15 protein-coding genes are annotated in these 20,067 nt (G+C 42.6%); 12 read left to right on the top strand and 3 right to left on the bottom strand.

Features of this window, described 5'->3' with window-relative positions; translation table 11 throughout:
• Window positions 1-49: 49 nt before the first annotated feature.
• From ABWY16_RS17520 to ABWY16_RS17550, 7 genes are all read left to right on the top strand, one after another.
• Entirely contained in the window at window positions 50-1,300 is a 1,251-nt protein-coding gene (locus ABWY16_RS17520) for a cation:proton antiporter (protein ID WP_353905956.1), read from the top strand.
• Between the two features lie 95 nt (window positions 1,301-1,395).
• Window positions 1,396-2,163 carry a TerC family protein gene (locus tag ABWY16_RS17525; protein ID WP_353905957.1) on the top strand — a complete coding sequence of 256 codons (768 nt, stop codon included), beginning with the start codon at window positions 1,396-1,398 and terminating at the stop codon, window positions 2,161-2,163.
• A 231-nt stretch (window positions 2,164-2,394) separates the two neighbouring features.
• Window positions 2,395-5,397, top strand: coding sequence for a SusC/RagA family TonB-linked outer membrane protein (locus tag ABWY16_RS17530; protein WP_353905958.1), 3,003 nt, complete (start codon window positions 2,395-2,397; stop codon window positions 5,395-5,397).
• Between the two features lie 18 nt (window positions 5,398-5,415).
• The gene (locus ABWY16_RS17535; protein WP_353905959.1) at window positions 5,416-7,014 is read left to right on the top strand and encodes a RagB/SusD family nutrient uptake outer membrane protein; all 1,599 of its coding nucleotides are present in this window, start codon (window positions 5,416-5,418) and stop codon (window positions 7,012-7,014) included.
• Window positions 7,015-7,071: 57 nt separating this feature from the next.
• On the top strand, window positions 7,072-8,136 hold the full coding sequence (locus ABWY16_RS17540) for a phosphatidylinositol-specific phospholipase C1-like protein (RefSeq protein WP_353905960.1): 1,065 nt from the start codon (window positions 7,072-7,074) through the stop codon (window positions 8,134-8,136).
• Window positions 8,137-8,139: 3 nt separating this feature from the next.
• Entirely contained in the window at window positions 8,140-10,443 is a 2,304-nt protein-coding gene (locus ABWY16_RS17545) for a GH92 family glycosyl hydrolase (protein WP_353905961.1), read from the top strand.
• Window positions 10,444-10,475: 32 nt separating this feature from the next.
• A complete protein-coding gene (locus ABWY16_RS17550; RefSeq protein ID WP_353905962.1) occupies window positions 10,476-11,006 on the top strand; it encodes a hypothetical protein in 531 nt (176 codons plus the stop codon).
• Between the two features lie 45 nt (window positions 11,007-11,051).
• On the opposite strand, the gene ABWY16_RS17555 is transcribed toward ABWY16_RS17550, so the two are convergent.
• A complete protein-coding gene (locus ABWY16_RS17555; protein ID WP_353905963.1) occupies window positions 11,052-11,525 on the bottom strand; it encodes a VOC family protein in 474 nt (157 codons plus the stop codon).
• Window positions 11,526-11,647: 122 nt separating this feature from the next.
• Here ABWY16_RS17555 and ABWY16_RS17560 point away from each other — a divergent pair, with 122 nt between their 5' ends.
• Genes ABWY16_RS17560 through ABWY16_RS17570 form a run of 3 tightly spaced genes read left to right on the top strand, consistent with a single transcriptional unit; the run spans window position 11,648 to window position 14,297 of the window.
• Window positions 11,648-11,902 (top strand): hypothetical protein, encoded by a 255-nt coding sequence (locus tag ABWY16_RS17560; RefSeq protein WP_353905964.1) that lies wholly within the window; start codon window positions 11,648-11,650, stop codon window positions 11,900-11,902.
• 26 nt (window positions 11,903-11,928) lie between these two features.
• Window positions 11,929-13,428, top strand: a complete 1,500-nt coding sequence (locus ABWY16_RS17565; RefSeq protein ID WP_353905965.1) for an ATP-binding protein — start codon at window positions 11,929-11,931, stop codon at window positions 13,426-13,428.
• Between the two features lie 47 nt (window positions 13,429-13,475).
• The gene (locus ABWY16_RS17570) at window positions 13,476-14,297 is read left to right on the top strand and encodes a glutaminyl-peptide cyclotransferase (protein ID WP_353905966.1); all 822 of its coding nucleotides are present in this window, start codon (window positions 13,476-13,478) and stop codon (window positions 14,295-14,297) included.
• Between the two features lie 533 nt (window positions 14,298-14,830).
• On the opposite strand, the gene ABWY16_RS17575 is transcribed toward ABWY16_RS17570, so the two are convergent.
• Complete coding sequence (locus ABWY16_RS17575) at window positions 14,831-15,277, bottom strand: GNAT family N-acetyltransferase (RefSeq protein ID WP_353905967.1); 447 nt, start codon at window positions 15,275-15,277, stop codon at window positions 14,831-14,833.
• Window positions 15,278-15,425: 148 nt separating this feature from the next.
• Between ABWY16_RS17575 and ABWY16_RS17580 the strand changes: the two genes are divergently transcribed.
• The gene (locus tag ABWY16_RS17580) at window positions 15,426-16,418 is read left to right on the top strand and encodes a glycerophosphodiester phosphodiesterase family protein (RefSeq protein ID WP_353905968.1); all 993 of its coding nucleotides are present in this window, start codon (window positions 15,426-15,428) and stop codon (window positions 16,416-16,418) included.
• On the opposite strand, the gene ABWY16_RS17585 is transcribed toward ABWY16_RS17580, so the two are convergent.
• Complete coding sequence (locus ABWY16_RS17585) at window positions 16,412-16,792, bottom strand: MerC domain-containing protein (protein ID WP_353905969.1); 381 nt, start codon at window positions 16,790-16,792, stop codon at window positions 16,412-16,414. The genes ABWY16_RS17580 and ABWY16_RS17585 overlap by 7 nt on opposite strands.
• Window positions 16,793-16,969: 177 nt before the next feature.
• Here ABWY16_RS17585 and ABWY16_RS17590 point away from each other — a divergent pair, with 177 nt between their 5' ends.
• On the top strand, window positions 16,970-20,044 hold the full coding sequence (locus ABWY16_RS17590) for a ligand-binding sensor domain-containing protein (protein WP_353905970.1): 3,075 nt from the start codon (window positions 16,970-16,972) through the stop codon (window positions 20,042-20,044).
• Window positions 20,045-20,067 lie beyond the last annotated feature (23 nt).

Below are 20,067 nucleotides of genomic sequence, written 5' to 3' on the forward strand. Positions count from 1 at the left end.
CCTAACAAAATATCCTGTTCATTGTTATCATTGAATAGACTATTAGCCCATGGATCATTACCTTGTTATTATAACGATTATAGGGGTAGGAATTCTGGGAATGGCATGGATGCCTGCGTTAACTGCAAAAACAAGAATTTCTTACTCCGTTATCTACCTTCTTCTGGGAATATTGTTATACAGTATTTTCGATTTTTTACCGGCGCCAAACCCCAGGGAATATCCCGGGCTTACCATGCATCTGACAGAACTGGTGGTAATTGTCTCGCTGATGTGTACAGGGTTAAAAATAGATCAGAAATTTTCATTTCGTGCCTGGCGCATCCCTTTCAGGCTGGTGACTATTACCATGATGCTGTGTATTGCAGCAGTAACAGCTTTAGGAGTATACTATTTCAATATGCCCCTGGCTACAGCATTGCTGCTGGCCGCAGTATTATCACCTACCGATCCGGTACTGGCAACTGATGTACAGGTAGGGCATCCGAACGAAGAAGACCGAGATAACGTAAAGTTTTCCCTTACAGCAGAAGCGGGATTTAATGACGGAATGGCCTTTCCTTTCGTATGGCTGGCCATTCTTATTGCTATGCACTCTTTTGATGCGCAGTCTTTTATGGTTACATGGGCATGGAAACATGTTGTATACCAGATTCTGGCAGGACTGATAGCAGGCTATTTACTGGGGAAATTACTGGCTTATATCCTGTTTACGCTGTCTAAGAAATTTGAATCATTTGCCACGCAGGATGGTTTTGTATCCATTGCCGCTACGCTGACTGTTTACGGTTTGACAGAGTTCATTCACGGGTATGGATTTATAGCTGTATTTATTGCCGCCTTAACGCTCCGTGCTTCTGAAAGGGAAGACAGGTACCACAATAGGCTGCATGCTTTTTCTGATCAGATAGAGCGGATCCTGGTGGCTATCATGCTGATCTTATTTGGCGGGAGCCTGGTGAGAGGTATCATGAACAGCCTTACCTGGCCGATGGCTGCGTTTGGTGTGGCCTTTATCTTTGTGATCAGGCCGCTTTCCGGTTTAATCGGGCTGATCGGTACCCGGCTTAAGATACAGGAAAAGCTTGTCATCAGCTTTTTTGGGATCAGGGGGATGGGATCGCTCTATTATCTGGCCTTTGCATTCAGTACCACCTTCTTTAAGAACCAGGACGAATTGTGGGCCATCGTTGCATTTATTATCCTCATTTCTATAGGAATACACGGCCTCACTGCCGGTTTTACCTTGCGTAAGCTGGAGGAAGTATTGCCGGAGGACAATGAAATTCTTGCTAAATAGCTTTAAAAAACGGTTTAGCAACCTTCCCATTTCTAAAATAATAAGAACAATAAAGCACGAAGCAGGTTTAATCTTCTAAAAAAGAAACACAATTAATGGAATTTTTGCATACCCTGTTGGGCGAAGACATGAAAGCCGGTCTTTTAATTATTTTAAACCTTATTGTTATTGAAAGCTTGCTTTCAGTGGATAATGCGGCAGTTTTAGCAACTATGGTAATGGATCTTCCAAAAGACCAGAGAAGCAAAGCATTGAAATATGGAATTATAGGCGCCTATATCTTCAGGGGTATTTGTCTGCTTATTGCCGCATGGCTTGTTAAAATATGGTGGTTAAAACCACTTGGCGGCTTCTACCTTTTATATCTTGCCCTGTCTTATTTTTTTAAAAAGAAAGATACCGCTGTGCAGGAAGAGGATACCAATAAAAATAAAAACTGGTTTTACCGGTCAACGGTTGGCCTTTTAGGCGTATTCTGGGCTACTGTTGCCCTGGTAGAAGTAATGGACCTGGCGTTTTCAATCGACAATGTTTTTGCTGCGGTAGCGTTTACAGATCATATCGGTCTGATCTATATTGGTGTATTTATCGGGATTCTGGCGATGCGTTTTGTAGCGCAGGCTTTTGTTAAACTCATGGAGAAGTTCAGCTTTCTGGAAACTGCTGCCTTCACAGTGATCGGTATCCTTGGCCTCAAACTTACCTCTTCACTGCTTACTCATTTTTATCCTCATGCGCCCATTTCGCGCTTTCTGGAAGGCGAGCAGGCAGACCTGTTTATTTCCCTGCTAACCGTTGCCATATTCCTGCTGCCGGTACTTTCCTCCCTTCTTTTTAACTTCCCAAAGAAACATACTTCATAAACAGTTGGTTATATCAAATATTATTTGCTAACTTTCTTTGATGTTAAACCATCCGGTAACAAGTATTTAGGTCTCTCATTCAAGCTACTCCATTTTTTTAGGTATTATTTCTTAACCTAAACGTCCAATCCGATCCTTTTTCTTTACAATTTGATAATACCGTAATAGAGTTGTGTTAACCTAAGAGGAACACCTTTGTGCAAAATTACAGGGTTTCAGATAAAACGATTTATGGAAAAAAACTACACACTAATTTCCCGGTTAAACAATCAAGTTCAATGGAGAGGTATCTTTTCATTGATTTTGGCTGTGTTGTTATCGGTAAGCGCCATTGCACAGCAAACAGGCAGGATTATAAAAGGAAAAGTTACGGATGCGGCCAACGCCCCTCTACCAGGTGTTATTGTTCGTGTAAAAGGAACAGCAACTGCTGTTACAGCTAACCAGGATGGTGAGTATTCCATCAGGGTAACAAGCGGTCAGGATGTACTTACGTTTAATATGCTTGGAATGGTTGTTCAGGAAATACCTGCCGGAACCAGATCACAGTTGAACATTGTACTGAAAGAAAGCAGTAAAACACTGAGCGACGTTGTTGTTATCGGTTACGGTAGTGCAAATAAGAAAGACCTTACAGGGGCAGTAGTATCTATAGGCTCTGAGGATTTCAATCAGGGTGTATTGGTAAGTCCTGCGCAATTACTGCAGGGTAAAGTTGCCGGTTTAAACGTTACCAAGAGTGGTGACCCGAATAAACAACCCTCTACAACACTTAGGGGACCATCTACATTCCGTACAGGAGCTGCACAGGAACCTTTTTACGTGATTGATGGTGTACCCGGAGCGTCAATCGACCTATTGGCTCCGGCAGATATCGAAACGATTGACATCCTGAAAGATGCATCTTCCACTGCAATTTACGGTTCAAGGGCGTCCAATGGTGTAATCATAGTCACCACAAAAAAATCAAAAGCAGGACAGTCGAGATTATCTTATAGTGGCTACGGAGCTGTTGAAAATGTATCAAAAACCTATGATATGTTAACAGCACCTGAACTGCGCAAGTATCTTGCGGATAATGGTCAGGCACCGCTTAGCGCCCTTGATGATGACGGTTCTGATACCGACTGGCAGAAACTTATCGAAAGAACAGGTTTCTCACAAAACCATAACGTTTCATACGGCGGTTCAGGACAAACTTCTGATTACGGTGCCAGTGTCAATTACCTGAATAATGAGGGGATACTGAAAAACACTTCATTGAAAAGAACAATTGTAAGAGGATATATTAACCAGCGTTTCTTCAATGACAGGTTAAAATTAGGTGTTACGGTTTCCAACAGTTCTTCAAACAGTGAAGATGTTTATTCACAAACTACCGCACTTTCAAACATGTTGTTCTTTTTCCCAACTGTAAGCCCTTTTAATGCAGACGGCAGTTACAAGGAAAATTATCTGAGAACAGGCAGCGGAACACGTAACCCGCTTTCTGTTGTTGACAACAACCTGATAAATAACAAAAATGAAAAAACACTGATCAATGGTATTGCATCCCTGAATATCATGGAAGGATTGAAATTCACTGCAAGTTTATCAACCCAAAAAGATCAGACTAACAATAAAACCTATTTAAACAGTCAATCCGGACTGGCAAGAAATGCTAACGGAGTAGCTATCAGATCAGAAATATTAAATACCACCAAAATTGCTGAGGGGTACTTTAACTATGATAAAACATTCGGCAAGCATAGCCTTAAATTTCTGGCAGGTTACTCCTGGCAGGAAGACAAAACCAATGACGGTTTTGGTTTACAGACACAGGGTTTCTCCAATGATCAGTTAGGTGCGAACAATCCGGCACTGTCTAATCCTACAGGGCTTTCACAGCTGATTTTAGATCAGACACTGGTAAGCTCTACACTTAGATTAATCTCTTTCTACGGAAGGGCACAATACAATTTTAACGAGAAATACCTGTTAAACGCTTCATTAAGGAATGATGGTTCATCTGCTTTCGGATTAAACAGCCGATGGGGATTGTTCCCAGCAGTATCTGCAGGCTGGAGAATTATTTCTGAAGACTTCATGAAAAGTGTACCCGTAGTGAGCGACCTGAAGTTGAGAGCTGGCTGGGGTAAATCAGGAAACAGTCTTGGTTTCAACGCCTTTTCATCATTACTTGTTTATGGTGCGGGCACTAAGTTTTATAACAACGGTTTGATCAGCAATGCAATCGGGCCTGTTAGAAATGAAAACCCTGACCTGAAATGGGAAAGTACAGCAACTTCCAACATTGGTGTTGATTTCGGATTGTTCAAAAACAGGATCACCGGTTCCGTGGATTATTATATCAAGAAAACATCTGACCTGATCTATGACCAGTATGCGGTTTCAACAACACAGTATCCTACAAACGTGATTACTGCAAACGTTGGAAAGATTAAAAACTCAGGTATCGAGATCACTTTAAATGCAGTAGCAGTTAAAACCCCGAATTTTACCTGGACCACCTCGCCAAATGTCTCACACAATAAAAATGTTGTAGAGGCACTTTCAGATGCCATCTATAAGATCGACTTTATCCAGACTGCACAGCTGGGCGGTAAAGGACAGTCTGGAAATTACAGCCAGATCATCCAGCCAGGAGAGGCTTTGGGTACTTTCAAACTGTGGAATTATGCAGGTAAAAATGCTGCAGGTATCAGTACTTACATCAATGCTGCCGGACAAACTATAGCAAGTCAGCCTTTAACAACTGACATGAAAATTGCCGGTAATGCACAACCTAAATATATCTATGGATGGAACAACAGTTTCAACTATAAAAAATGGGATTTAAACTTCCTGGTTCGCGGAGTACTGGGCAATAAGATCCTGAATGCAACAGCTGCAGGATTAAACACACCGGCAGATGCCAAGCTGCAGAATATTCCAAGATCAAGCTTAACTGAATCTTTCGCTGATGTGAATGCTTACCTGATCTCAGACAGATACCTGGAAAGCGGTTCTTACCTGCGTATGGACAATGCTACACTAGGGTATACCATCAAACCTAAGTCACCAACAATCAAAGCTATCCGTCTTTATTTCTCAGCGAATAACGTATTCGTGATCACGAAATACTCAGGAATTGATCCGGAGATTGATATGGGCGGAGCAACTCCAGGTATTGACAACAACAATTTTTACCCAAAAACACGTACGCTGAGCTTCGGTGTTAACGCATCATTTTAATCATTTAGCAACTTAGAAATGAAAAAAATATATTTATTAACTGCAGCATGTGCTGCAATTTTAGCCGCCACATCCTGCACTAAATTGGATGTGAGCGTAGACTCCCAATACGTAAAAGAAAACTTTCCGGTAACTTCTGCAGATTTTGCAGCATTTTACGGTACCATGTATTCCAACCTTTCTTCATCTTATGGAGTTCCTTACTGGAGAATGCAGGAATTATCTACTGATGAGGCCATCCTGCCTGCAAGGGACGGTAACTTTGATGACGGTGGACAATACAGGCAGCTGCACTACCATACCTGGACATTTGACCACGCCAATGTAAAAACCGTATGGGAATGGGGATTTGGTGGTATCAACACCTGTAACCGTCTGATCGGGGCAACTGCTGTTGCACCTTCATCTGACGCAATCAAACTTGCAGGAACAACAGAAGTGAAGGCAATGCGCGCATTATACTACTTCATGATGATGGATATTTATGGTAACGTACCTATCATAGAAACTTTCCCTGTTCCGGCAAATGCTTTACCGGCTACGGTAAGCAGGGATAAGGTTTTCGAATTTATTGAGAAAGAATTGCTTGCAGTAATTCCGAATCTGCCGCAGAAAACCAACTCCAACAGTCAGTTATATTATGGTAAACCAACCCGCGGTATGGCTTTCGCATTACTTTCTAAAATGTACCTCAACGCTGAGGTTTATACAGGCAGATCAAGATATCCTGAAGCAGTAGCCATGGCTGATAGCGTATTGAAAAATACCAACTATGCATTGGATGCTAAATATTCTGATATTTTCGATGTCAACAATGGTCCTCAGATTACTGAAACTATTTTTGCTATCCCTTACGATCAGCAGATTCCGGGTAACCAGATCACCAGGTTTGGTTTTTACCCTGCGCTTGCCACTGCTTACGGCATCCCTGGTGTTGGTTTCAGTATCTCTATGAGTACTACTCCTGAATTTTACGACAGGTTTAACCTGACCAACGATATCCGTACTTCATTCTGGCTGATCGGTAAACAATACGCACCTGATGCAAACAGAAAACCTGATTTGTCGAAACCAGTATATAATGCAGGAACAACTACACAAATTGAGCTCACCAGAGATCTGATCCTGAAACCGGGTAAACCTATGGACGTTGGTAATACTGTAGCCGACCAGGCGAAAGGTATCCGTTCTGTAAAATACTGGCCGGATGTAAATGCTATCCAGGCAACCCGTCTGAATGGTAATGACATGCCGTTTTTACGTCTTGCCGATGTGATGCTAATGAAAGCTGAAGCTATCCTGCGTGGTGCAACTGCAACCACAGTAAATGGTGAACTGCAAACTCCGCTGGCCCTGATAAACAAAGTACGTACAAGAGCAGGTGCATCTCTGGCTACAACGGTCACCCTGCAAAGCATCCTTGATGAAAGAGCAAGAGAGCTTTCATGGGAAGCATGGAGAAGGAATGACCTTATACGTTACGGACAGTTCGAAACAGAGTATCCTTTACAAAACGACGTGCTGACAATGGATAAAAGCACAACAAAAAGAATCTATCCTGTTCCTACATCGGAGCTGAGATTAAATACCAACCTTAAACAAAATCCAGGTTATTAATAACTTAACTTTAACAGCCGGTCAAGTACCGGCTGTTTCTATTTCAAAACAAATCGTATGTTAAAAACTCTATCCTGCGCAAGTCTTTTCATTGCGCTTTCTGCGTTTACACCAGGTGATGGTGATAACCTTCCTATCAATAAGATCCAGGTGATCGGTTCGCATAACAGTTACAAAGTAGCTATTGACCCGCACTTGTTTAAAACCTTCGCCAAGAAGGATTCAGTTTCAGCAAGCAGAATCGATTACGAACATATCCCAGTTACCCAACAGCTCGACAAAGGGCTGAGGAACCTGGAGATCGATGTATATGCGGATGCCAAAGGCGGAAAGTATGCACATCCACGTGGGCTCGACTGGGCGGCTGATCAGGCGCCATATGATGTAAACAAGGAAATGAATGCACCCGGATTTAAAGTTTTTCATATCCAGGACCTGGATTTCCGCAGTGACTTTCTTACCTTCAAAGGCGGCCTGGAGAAACTGAAACAATGGTCTGAAGCCAACCCTGACCACACACCAATCTTCATTACGCTTGAAGCAAAGGATAATATCATGAAAGGGGAGGGCTTTAGTGCTCCCGAGAAATTTACTGCTGAAACATTTGATCAGCTGGATAAGGAAATCATAAATACCCTTGGCAAGAACAAGGTCATCACTCCGGATCAGGTACATGGTCAATACAAAACTCTGGAGGATGCGGTGTTACACGATAACTGGCCGACATTGAAAGCGGCAAAAGGCAAGTTTATATTTATTCTGGATGCTAAAGACGAAAAGATGGAACTGTATATCAAAGGCCATCCTTCGCTGAAAGGGAGAACGCTTTTTGCTAACGCCGCTGCCGGCAGGCCGGAAGCAGCAATGATGATCATCAACAATGCTAAAAGTCAGGAAATACCTGCATTGGTGAAAAAAGGATATATCATCCGTACCCGTGCAGATTCTGACACCCAGGAAGCACGCGCAAATGACCGTTCTGCCTTTGATGCTGCCTGTGCATCAGGTGCCCAGATCATTACTACTGACTATTACCAGAAAAGTACCCATTTTAAATCTGACTATGAAGTGAGCTTTAAAGACGGCAAATATTTTAGATTAAATCCCTTATTTAACAATTAGAACTTGAAATACCAGGCAATCAGTACACTGATCATCGCTGCAGCTTTGTGGTCAGTTCCAGGCAAAGCGCAGGATCAGCATTCCTACGGAGATGGGGAAAAACATTATTCGTTTGTAGATCCAATGATTGGTTCCGAAGGATTAGGACGGGTCTTTATCGGCCCTTCTTACCCCTTCGGTATGGTAAAACCCTCACCGGATTGTGGTACCGCTCCAAATAGCGGATGGCTGCCGGAACCTGTACCCGTTACCGGATTTAGTCAGCTTCATGTGAGTGGAACCGGGGGCGGGCCTAAGTATGGCAATATCCAGGTGATGCCCTTCACCGGTGCGCTGGATAGTCAGGAGCAGTCATCGCTCCGCGAAAACGAAAAGGTAAAATTGGGTTACTACAGCGTAGTATTAAAGAAAAATCAGGTTAAAACAGAGATTACCACTGCAGATAAAGCCTCATTTTATAAGTTCAGTTATCCGGCTGCCCAAAATAAATCACTGAAGATTGATGCCGGGTTTTTTCTTGGCGAGCAGCCGGTACCTGATGCCAGGGAAGCACAGCAGTTTGTTGGATCAGAAATAGAACTGGTTTCGCCTACGGAGATTCGGGGTTACAGCCGTATCCGTGCAGGATGGAACAATGGAAGGGCTTATACAGTTTTTTTTTATGCTGTGCTTGATCAGCCGGTAACTTCCTATACCAGCTGGAAGGGCGGGAGACTTTATCCGGGTGTTGCTGTACAGTTTGACAGTAACGAGAAAACAGGATTGCTGCTGGCCCTGGGTGGCAGCACCACGCAGCTGAACATGAAGATCGGTATCTCTTTCGTAAGTTCGCTGAAAGCGAAAGCCAACATCATGCAGGAGCTCCCTGACTGGAATTTTGAGCAGGTCCTGACGGGACTGCAAAACAAATGGGAAGCTTTGTTCAGCAGAATTGCGATAGACCCCCAGTCTACCAATACGCAGAAACAATTGTTCTACACCGGGCTCTACCATACGATGCTGATGCCGGTTAACCGTACAGGCGAAAATCCTTTATGGACAAATGATCAGCCTTACTATGACGATTTTTACACGCTCTGGGATACCTTCAGGACTTCTAATCCCCTGATCACACTGATCTCGCCCAAAAGGGAAGCGGAGATAGTAAACGCACTCATCGATATTTATAAACATGACGGTTATCTGCCCGATGGCAGAAGTGGTAATGCCAACGGAAGAACGCAGGGCGGATCGCATGGCGAAGTGGTGATTGCAGATGCATATGTAAAAAAACTCGAAGGGATTGATTATGAACTGGGTCTTGAAGCGATGCTGAAAGATGCTACAGTACCTCCTGGAGGAAATGAGGAGCAGGAAGGCCGCGGCGGTTTAACAGCATATAACCGTTTGGGTTATGTTCCTTTTTCAGTAGTCAGATCTGGCAACCGTACTGTAGATTATGCCTATAATGATTATAACATTGCAACAGTAGCAAAGGGGCTGGGACACAAAAGAATATTTGACCGTTTCATCAAACAGTCCGCCAACTGGAGAAACCTCTGGCGTGACGATTACACCCATGAAGGTTCCAAAGGGTTTATCCTTCCCAGGGATGCAGATGGCAAATGGCTTGACACTATCCCTTACGGGAATTCTGAAATACAACATCCCACTTATATCTATACACCGCTTACGCACGAAACACCATGGTATGCCTGTCACTGGTGCGGGTTCTTCTATGAAGGAACTTCCTGGGAATATTCATTTAGTATCCCTCATGAAGTACCGGCCCTTATCTTAAAGTCGGGCGGCAACGATGCCTTCAGAAAAAGACTCGATACCTTCTTTGATAAAAAGTTTTATAACGTAGCGAATGAGCCTTCTTTCCTTACACCTACTTTATACCACTGGATAGGTAGGCCAGACCTGAGTTCGGAGCGCATCCGTCAGATCATTGCCGCAAGTTACAATACAAGCCGCAACGGACTTCCAGGAAATGATGACTCAGGTGCTATGTCTTCCTGGCTGGCTTTTCATATGATCGGGCTATATCCCAATGCCGGTCAGCCTTATTACCTGATCAACTCTCCCTTAGTGAAACAGACTGTTTTTCACCAGGAGAATGGTAAGGATTTTAAAGTGACTGCCCGCGGCTTGTCCGGCAGGAATATTTATATCAAGTCTGCGAGACTAAATGGTAAGGTATTTAACCAGGCCTGGATCAATCATGAGGATATCCTGAAAGGCGGCGAACTTGTGCTCGAAATGGACGCCAGACCTTCAGCCTGGGGAACCCGGATTTTACCACCTATAAGCCTTAAACCATGATCAGGAGATTCACATATCTATTAGTGCTGAGTATGTTATTTACTTCAGCTATTGCACAGCAGCAGGGTACCACCATTCAACCGGCTACAAAACTCGATTATAAGTTTTTCCTCTACGGACAGACGGTAGCCATCGGCATGACGGTTAAGTCTGTCACGGATAGTGTTCAGCTCGACTGGAACCTGAGGGGAATGGCCTTCGGAAGTTATCTGGTTTCCAAAAAAGGATTTGAGAATGGAACTAAGCTTAATTTTATACAGCCCGCTGCCTCAACGGTGTTGCGGCTTGCGCCTGATGAAACTTTTGCAGTAATCTCAAAAGCTGCATTCAGGGCATTGAAAAAGGACAAAAAATTCATTTACAACAATACCACTTATGTGCTGCAATCCAGCAGAAATCAGCCGGTATTTAAAGCAGGTGACAGGGAACTGGATGTTTTACATGTTGTGGGTGTGGAAGAACACGGAGAACTGTGGATACTCAATGATCCGGACTTTCCGCTGATCTGCCAGGTAAAGAATAATCCTGTAGGGATTAACTTCACAATCACAGCAATAAAGTAGCTGCCAGAAATGCCTGTGATGAAATCATTACAGGCATTTCCTTTTTTACTGGAATTTCTTCTGATCATTCACTTCCAGCCAGTGCCCGTCAGGATCCTGGAAATAAATCTGCTTCACACCATCCACCCTGACCGTAGGTGTTTTTGCTGTTCCTTCCCAGTTGATATAATCGATATGCTGCTGATCCAGCTTTGCGATAAAATCACTGATCGAAGAAACACTGAAACATAGATGTTCGTTCTTATCATAGCTGGCAGAAGTTTTTGCCCCGCTGATTAAATGTACCTGCCCGGCTGTTCCAAGGGTAAACCACACATGCCTGCCATCTTTAAAAGGTTCTTCTATCTTTTGGAGATTGAGCACGCTGCCGTAAAAAGCAGCACTTTTATTCAAATCAGACACATATATAGCGATATGATTCAAAGTGGCGCTGGGTTGACTGGAAGTGGTCTGGGCAGCAGACCTGCCTGCAGAAAGAAAAATAATGGCGGAGATAATGGTGACAGCTATTTGGTTCATGCTGTAATTTACAAAATTCTTTTTTATAATTTATCTGTTCATTATGCTTTCCTGAAAACCAATATATATAATCTTTGTTATCATTCTGATACCATTTAGCAAAGGAAATAATCTATCAAGATATGGAAGATCATAATGAAGACCCAAAAAAAGACCAGTTGAAAGAGCCGGAAGTTCCATCTAATGCTGAAGAGCAGGAAGAAGTTGAATTCGAAAACCCGAGCGTAGATCCGGGCTTTGATACCAGTTATGAATCACCGGATGAAAACGAATCTCCGGAAAATACTAAGCCATCAGAAGAGAATGCAAAGGGCAATGATGCGCTGAATTATAACAATGACCGCGAAAATGGTGCCTATAACCCCAAGAATATTTAATCTTATCACCATTTTTTTATCAACCTATGGAAAATATTCGGACAGAACTCAAGGCCGCAGAAGAGAGGTATAAGATCCTGTTCGAAAATATCCCTGGTGCTACAGCTATTTATAACGGTCCTGAAATGGAAATTGTTATGGCTAATGCAGCTATGATCGGCTTTTGGGGCAAGGACCCCTCTGTGATTGGTAAACCACTGATGGAAGCAGTGCCCGAACTGGAGGGGCAGCCTTTCATAGGCTTGCTGCAGAATGTATACCATACGGGCGAAACCTGTTCTGCCAAATCAGCTGCTGCTGTATTAGAAGTTGATGGCCGGCTGCAAACATTTTATTTTGATTTCACCTACAGGGCCTTAAAGGATATGCATGGAAATATAGAAGGTATCATCCATTCTGCCACAAACGTCACTGAACTGGTGCTGGCCAAACAAAAGATTGCAGCTTCAGAGGAAAGACTTAATTTTTCCCTTCAGTCTGCCGGAATTGGTACCTGGAACTTTGACATGGAGAATAACTCTTTTGTACTGGACACTTTTGGGCGGGAACTTTTTGGCCTGGATGATGAGCTTGGACTTACCTTTGAAAACACACTGAAAAATGTTCATCCAGACGATGTCAGAGATGTGTATAACGCTTTTATCAATACATTTCACAGCGAAAGTGAAGGGAATTGCGACTGCCGTTTCAGGGTAATCCTGCCCGGTACTGAATTGAGGTGGCTGCATTTTACAGGCAAAGCCTTATACAAGGATCTACACACCATAGAGAAATTTGCGGGTATAGTAACAGATATCACCAAGGAAACTGCAGGGATAGAAGCACAGCGTAAATTGCAGTATCAAAAAGATAACTTTCTCAGCATTGCCAGTCATGAGCTCAAAACTCCTGTAACAAGTATTAAAGCCTACGCCCAGTTACTGGAAAGGATGCTAAAAAAAGAGGGCGATCTGCAGAAGGCCGATATGATGACACGCCTTACCGGACAGGTGAAAAGGCTTACGATCCTGCTCGAAGATTTGCTGGATGTAAGCAAGATCAGTAATGACCGGCTGGATTTCAAGCGGGACTATCATTCTTTCAATGAAATCGTCACAGACAACATCCGGGATTTGGATTTTCAGGAGAATGGCCATGCGATTGAAACGGACCTCACATTTATGGGCAATATCTTTTGTGATAAAATGCGCATCAGCCAGGTGATGAACAATCTGATCTCCAATGCGATTAAATACTCACCTGACAGGGATAGGATACTGATCACTACTGCTCAGCGGATGACAGATGTAGTATTCTGTGTCAGGGATTTCGGTATCGGGATCAGCAAGGAAAATATTGGCCGGGTATTCGATCAGTTTTACCGCGTGAGTACAGCAGAATCCTATTCTTACCAGGGCATGGGGCTTGGCTTATTTATCTCTGCTGAAATCATCAGGCAGGAAGGCGGCAAGATCTGGGTAGACAGCGAGGAACATTCAGGTTCCACTTTCTGTTTCTCCCTGCCGCTGAATAACAATATCAGATAATATTAATATATTTCCGGCAGCTTAGCAAGCTCCGAAATCAGCATATAATGTATAAAAAATATAGTTTTTTACTTTGGTCAGCAGTGGTTGTCCTTGTTTCCTGTCAGAATAAGAAATCAGATACACAAACTACTGCAGTCACTGCAGACAGCAGCCTCGTTCCAAAAGTAATAAGTTACAAAATGGTGGGTACGCTGCCACATGATACTGCGGCATATACCGAAGGCTTTGAACTGAATGGCAGCAAGCTTTACGAAGGCACAGGAACTTTTGAAAATTCGTTTATTTCCATCGCTGATACCGCAACTGGAAAGGTGCAGAAGAAATTTCCGCTTAAGGATAAGTCAATGTACGGGGAGGGCATCTCTATTCTCAATAACCAGCTTTTCCAGCTTACTTATCAAAACCATATAGCGTATGTATATAACCTGAATGACCTTAGTAAAAGCGTAGGTACGTTTAAGTGGCCGTATGAAGGATGGGGGATGACCAATGATGGTAAAAACATTTATGCCAGTGTAGGCAGTTCTATCATTTACAAACTTGATCCGCAGTCTTTCGCTGTGGTTGGGCAGATTCAGGTAACTGATGACCTGGGCACTGTAGATAATCTCAATGAGCTGGAGTATGTAAACGGGTTTATCTATGTGAATAAATGGCAAACCACAAAAATTTTGAAGGTGGATGTGGCTACCGGTCATGTAGTTGGGACGATTGATTGCTTTGGGCTGCTCTCTGAATATGCTCCGGCTTATACTCCCAAATCCAGTGATAGCGTGCTGAATGGCATTGCCTGGGACAAAACAAATCAGCTTTTATATGTCACCGGTAAAAACTGGCCGCTGATCTTTAAACTGAAGCTCGACTAATTTTTGAACAAACGTATCACCCCAACGGGGGGTGACACATTTACATCAGCTGTACTATCTAGATTGCTGTTTGCTTAAATACTTTGACATAATCAACAGTGATGCCTGCAATTTGCTGTTCGTTTTAAGGTTGATGCGGCATCGCTTTTCGGGGTTACTGAAACCTCTGCATTTTGATCACTTTCTTTTTTTTCGCACGCAGAGGCCACAGCCAGGATAAAAAGCACCGTCATAGTACTTTTAAAGCCAGATAATTGTTTTTTCAAGATGTTTAAATTAAATATGAATAATAATTGTTAATTCTCAGTACTAAATTTTGTTCGCGAGAAAGTATTATATTTAAATGAGAGAGTTTTTGATTCTTTCAGTAAAAATATGGAAATAATACCTGTAGTAAATGCGCTGTGTTCTCCTACGCGTAATGGTGAAGATGAGAATTGATTATCTATTCATTGATATTCAATGTGTTGTAGATTTAAATTTGATTTGAAACTGATATTTGGAAGGTAAAAATCCCCTTATTAGGTGAGGATTTACGCGCCCAGTTTCATGGATAGTACAGGATAGGGCTTTCCTATGGCATCTGTTTCTGACCTTTCAGTTACCTCAAAGCCCAGGTGCCTGTAAAAATCATAGGCCCTGGTATTTTGCTCATTTACATCCACTTCGGTGATGTGCAGATGCTGGTATACATAGTTTACAAGCGAGAGTCCTATGCCCATTCCATGAGTGTCTGGCAGGACAAACAGGAGTCCGATAGATTTGTCGCCCACGCCAATAAACCCAAGAAGGCGATTTTCTATACGCACACCGAATAACTGCAGCTGCTCCAGATAGGTATTTTCGATAACCGATTTATAAGTCAGTATGTCGGCTTCATTTAAAAAATCGTGACTTGCCCTCACAGAGGTTTCCCAGACATTCAGAATTTCAGAATAGTGACCGGCATGTAATTTATCAATTGTATAGTTCCTGAACATCGGCTAAAATAAGGCTGCTTCAGTACTTGTTCAATTGTTATGCCTAACCTTATAAATTCCTGAATTAATCGCATATCAATGATTTAATATTGCCTTAACCTTTATCAAACAGGATGTTCAGTAGTTTAGCGCTGTGAAAAACCTGGCTATGAAAAAAATATTTATTACACTTGGTGCAGTGATCCTGGTTGCAGGAACTGCTTTTGGACAACAGAAATTAGATGTTCAGGGACATCGCGGCGGAATGGGCTTGATGCCCGAAAATACAATTCCTGCGATGCTCAATGGTATTAAAACAGGCGCAAAAACACTGGAGCTTGATGTAGTGATATCTGCTGATGGCAAAGTTGTAGTTTCACATGATGCCTATATGGCTTCTGATTTTATGCGTAAGCCTGACGGCACTGATATCAGCAAAGAAGAACAGATGGGAATGGCACTGTACAAGATGAACTATGACAGTATCAGCCGTTTTGATGCAGGGAGCAAGCCGCACCCTCATTTCCCGCAACAGGTAAAAATGAAAACCTACAGGCCCTTGCTGGGCGATCTGATTGACAGCGTAGAAGCCTATGTAAAAAAGAATAAACTTAAACCTGTTTTTTATAACATCGAGACAAAAATCTCTCCTGCAGGAGATGGTATTTACAATCCTAAACCGGATGTTTTTGTTGCTGCAATGATGGGAGTACTCCGTCCTAAGAACCTGGGCAAACGTTTGACTGTACAGTCCTTTGATATCAGGACACTGCAGATCCTGCATCAGAGGGAACCAAAAATCAGGCTTTCATTACTGGCTTTCGGTAAGATGGACCTGACAGCAGAGCTGAATAAACAGGGACTTGATTCTGCAGGTTTAAAAAAGGTGAAACAGGCGATACTGGCTTATGGAAAAGGTGGAGTGGATGCAGACCTCCAAAAACTTGGTTTTACACCTGATATTTACAGCCCATATTATACCTCTGTAGATAAAGCCATGGTTGATAAAGTGCATGCCATGAAAATGCAGATTCTGCCATGGACGGTAGATGAGGTAAAAGATATGGAGGCCCTGGGTGCATTGGGTGTAGATGGCATCATTTCAAACTATCCGGACAGGCTGGTCAAGCTGTTTGGAAGTTACCAGCAAAAATCTTATTGATGTTTACAGCTGCGGCTGTACCTCCAGTTGAGCAGGTGCGCCGCCGCAATGGTAAACCCACCGATAGGCACAATTACCGCTTCCAGGCGTTCAAATACGAAATGCCCGGTTCCTATGAATAGAAAACCCATCACAAGTATCAATACCGGTAACACTTTCTGATGTTTTGGATAAGAGAGGCGTAAGGACAAAATCCCTATCAGGAGGGAAAGGCAAATCATTGAAATCTCTACCCAGATATTTGCTAAAAATTCCAGTCCAAGCATGGGCAGCGCAGTAATCGCTAAGGGCAATGCAGCGCAGTGTACCGCACAGGCGATAGAAGCTGTTATTCCCAGGTGATCCAGTCTGTCATGTTTTATAAATGATTTCATGCCGCAAATGTAAATGCAATTATATTGCTTTTGTATAGCCTGCTGATTTTTTTGAATTGAAACAGCTTTTTATGACTGAGAAATTATTATTTAAATATCCCCGTTAAAGGGGATGTTCCTGCCATTAAATAATAGCTACTTTTCTCAAATATTTGAATAGCAGCAGCTGTGTTTACCATGCATATAAGATTTTTTTTAATTGGCATCCTTTTGTGTCATACTGTTTTAGCCCAAAGGTTTGATCCGTATTTTACAAAAATAGGAACAGAAAAGGGGCTGTCACATAAAAAAATCAACTGTATCCTGCAGGACAAGCGGGGTTTTATGTGGTTTGGCACTGAGGATGGTTTAAACCGATATGACGGCAGATATTTCACCGTCTTCAGGAGCGAACCAAAAATAGCTTACGGACTTTCCGGGAATATCATTACAGATCTTTATGAAGACAAAAGCGGGCTGCTCTGGATTGCAACAAAAGATGGCGGAATCACAAGATATGATTACAGGCTGCCCCCTTTGAGGCAGTTTAAGCAATTTAAGCATGATAGAAATAACCCCAAAAGTATAGCTGAAAATGGCATCAACAAAATCACAGAGGATGCCCAGGGCAACTTATGGCTGGCCAGCAGTGACAGTTATGCTCTTAGGTTCAATAAGAAAACAGAAAAATTTGATGTTCCCGTACCCGGAGGGGCAAAATGGATTCTGTCATTTGCAAAAGGTGATAAGGATATATTATGGGTTGGGCGTGCCGGCGTAGGCCTCCTAAAGATCAATACAAAAACTTTGATGGCCCGCGAAGACAGACGTTATTATAATTTATACGGCAGTTTAGCACATAGTGCTGTACCTGCAATTTATAAGGACAAAACCGGAACATTCTGGCTGGGATCCTGGGACAATAAAGTCTATAACTATTCGCCGTCGAACCCGCTTGATCTTGGTGTTACCCCGGAAAATGCGCCGGCAGGGATTCCGGCTGATGAGTTTGTTTCCTTTGCCGAAGACAACAAAGGCCAGGTATGGATGGCAGGTAAAAACACCGGGCTAACGGTATATAACCGTTTCACACATCAGGTTTATAACCTCAGGCATCATCCCTTTATTGAAGGTACACTGACTAACGATCACGCCAATGTGGTGTATATTGACCATAAAGGTGTAGTTTGGGTGGGTACAGATAACGGGCTGAACAAGTATAATCCACTGTTCTCTCCTTTCGTCAGATACTGGCTGCCAAAAACAAGCAGTAACAATATTGTAGTGTACGATTTTTATAAAGATGCCGGGAAAAAACTATGGATTGGTACCAGTGAAGGCATATTTACCAAAGATCCTGAAAGCAATTTGCTGGAGCACAGAGAGGTAAAATATAAAGGACTGAAACTTGCCGTTACAAAGTTCTTTATAGACAAGGACAATACCTTTTACATTGGTACTGATTATACTTTGTTTCAATACCATCCTGAATCCAACACGGTGACGGAACTTCCTCATACGGAGGATGATCCTGTAATGTCCAAACTGTTCAGTTCGCGCATTGTTTCTATTGTGCGCGATACGATCGACAAACATCCGGTACTGCTGGTATCGCCCTATGGCCATCATGTTGCATATTATGATTTGCAGGACAGTAAATGGATATCAAGGGCTGATCCGCAAAAGAATATCATTGCCAGGTTCAACATCAAAGATAACCTGATACGGAAAATCTATAAAGACCGCAAAGGCGATGTCTGGCTGGCTACCAATAAATTTGGCCTGGGGAGCTGGCAGCGGAATGGCAATCCGCCTATCAAATATTTTTCAACTGATATTAAAAACAGATACTCGGTTAGCGGTGATAATGTACAGGATATCCTGGAGAACAAAAAAGGCGATCTTTGGGTAAGCACCTATGGCGGAGGCCTCAATTTCTTTAACAGAAAGCGGGGAGAGTTCACGCATATCAGTTCTTCAAGCAATCTAATAGAGGGATTAACGTCAGACAGCAATAATAACCTGTGGATGATCTGCAACGGTCAGGTACATAAATATGATACAGGCACAAAAATTTACTCGAGTTATGAGCTTCCCTTCCTGCAAAGCTCAGAAGGGCTCAGGGGCTTTATTTATAATGACAAACAGGGCCACATGTATGCTGCGGGGATCAATTATTTTATCTCATTCGATCCTGAAAAAATTGACGGGATAACCACTTCTCCTGAAGTGTTTTTTACCGACTTTAAGATATTCAACAAGTCGTTCAGTCACTGGCTCAACCAAAAAACTATAGTTTTAAATTACTCCCAGAATTTTTTCTCCATAGAATTTTCGGCCCCGGAGTATACCGGCGAAAACGTTACTTATTCTTATATGCTGGAAGGGGCCGACAGATCCTGGATCCGGGCAGGCAAGCATAATTTTGCAAACTACTCCAACCTTTCAGGCGGTAAATATCGTTTCAAAGTGAAGGCCAGCAACTGGAAGGAAGATGATTTATCAAACTATAAGTCGATAGTCATCATCATCAATCCTCCATTCTGGTTAAGGTGGTGGTTTTCTGTCCTCATGATTTTTATTACCTGTACTATCGCCTATTTCTTTTACCAGTACCGGGTAAATAACTTACTGGAGCAACAGGCCATCAGGAATGGAATAGCCCAGGACCTGCATGATCAGATCGGGTCTACCTTAAGCAGTATTTCTGTGTACAGCGAGGTGGCCAGGATCTACCAGGGGCAGGAGAAGGCAAACCAGTTAAATAATATCCTGGAAACCATCAGCGTTACGGCAAATGAAATGATCAATGATATGGCAGATATCGTATGGGCTATCAATCCTAAAAATGATAACCTGATCAGTATTATATCCAGGATCGAAAGTTATGCAAGGCCTTTGTGTAATGTAAAAAATATCAATTTCAGTTTTAAACATAGTCTTAAAGGTCAGGAAAACATTGCGACAACCTGGATCCGGAAAAACCTGTACCTGATTCTGAAAGAGACGATAAATAATGCCATCAAACACTCAGAATGTAAAAACCTGGAAGTGGAGCTCAAAGTAGTGAATGATACGATTGAGGTGCTGATCAAGGATGATGGTATTGGCTTTGTATCAGATGCCGATTATAGCGGTGACGTAACAGGATCAATGGGAGGAAACGGAATGAATAATATCAGGTTGCGGGCTGAAGAGCTCAAGGCAAAACTATCTATCAGCAGCAGGCCTGGTTCAGGGACGGTTGTTCAGCTGCTGGTAAGGATAAAGTAGAATTATAAATATTTGTCATATAT

The organism is Pedobacter sp., from assembly GCF_040513095.1.
In the GTDB taxonomy this organism is placed as follows: domain Bacteria; phylum Bacteroidota; class Bacteroidia; order Sphingobacteriales; family Sphingobacteriaceae; genus Pedobacter.

Coding starts and splice junctions, on each gene's coding strand:
- ABWY16_RS17555 (WP_353905963.1), bottom strand. CDS start 11,525: ATGAACCAAATAGCTGTCACCATTATCTCCGCCATTATTTTTCTTTCT.
- ABWY16_RS17550 (WP_353905962.1), top strand. CDS start 10,476: ATGTTATTTACTTCAGCTATTGCACAGCAGCAGGGTACCACCATTCAA.
- ABWY16_RS17525 (WP_353905957.1), top strand. CDS start 1,396: ATGGAATTTTTGCATACCCTGTTGGGCGAAGACATGAAAGCCGGTCTT.
- ABWY16_RS17560 (WP_353905964.1), top strand. CDS start 11,648: ATGGAAGATCATAATGAAGACCCAAAAAAAGACCAGTTGAAAGAGCCG.
- ABWY16_RS17575 (WP_353905967.1), bottom strand. CDS start 15,277: ATGTTCAGGAACTATACAATTGATAAATTACATGCCGGTCACTATTCT.
- ABWY16_RS17580 (WP_353905968.1), top strand. CDS start 15,426: ATGAAAAAAATATTTATTACACTTGGTGCAGTGATCCTGGTTGCAGGA.
- ABWY16_RS17570 (WP_353905966.1), top strand. CDS start 13,476: ATGTATAAAAAATATAGTTTTTTACTTTGGTCAGCAGTGGTTGTCCTT.
- ABWY16_RS17540 (WP_353905960.1), top strand. CDS start 7,072: ATGTTAAAAACTCTATCCTGCGCAAGTCTTTTCATTGCGCTTTCTGCG.
- ABWY16_RS17520 (WP_353905956.1), top strand. CDS start 50: ATGGATCATTACCTTGTTATTATAACGATTATAGGGGTAGGAATTCTG.
- ABWY16_RS17535 (WP_353905959.1), top strand. CDS start 5,416: ATGAAAAAAATATATTTATTAACTGCAGCATGTGCTGCAATTTTAGCC.
- ABWY16_RS17590 (WP_353905970.1), top strand. CDS start 16,970: ATGCATATAAGATTTTTTTTAATTGGCATCCTTTTGTGTCATACTGTT.
- ABWY16_RS17565 (WP_353905965.1), top strand. CDS start 11,929: ATGGAAAATATTCGGACAGAACTCAAGGCCGCAGAAGAGAGGTATAAG.
- ABWY16_RS17530 (WP_353905958.1), top strand. CDS start 2,395: ATGGAAAAAAACTACACACTAATTTCCCGGTTAAACAATCAAGTTCAA.
- ABWY16_RS17585 (WP_353905969.1), bottom strand. CDS start 16,792: ATGAAATCATTTATAAAACATGACAGACTGGATCACCTGGGAATAACA.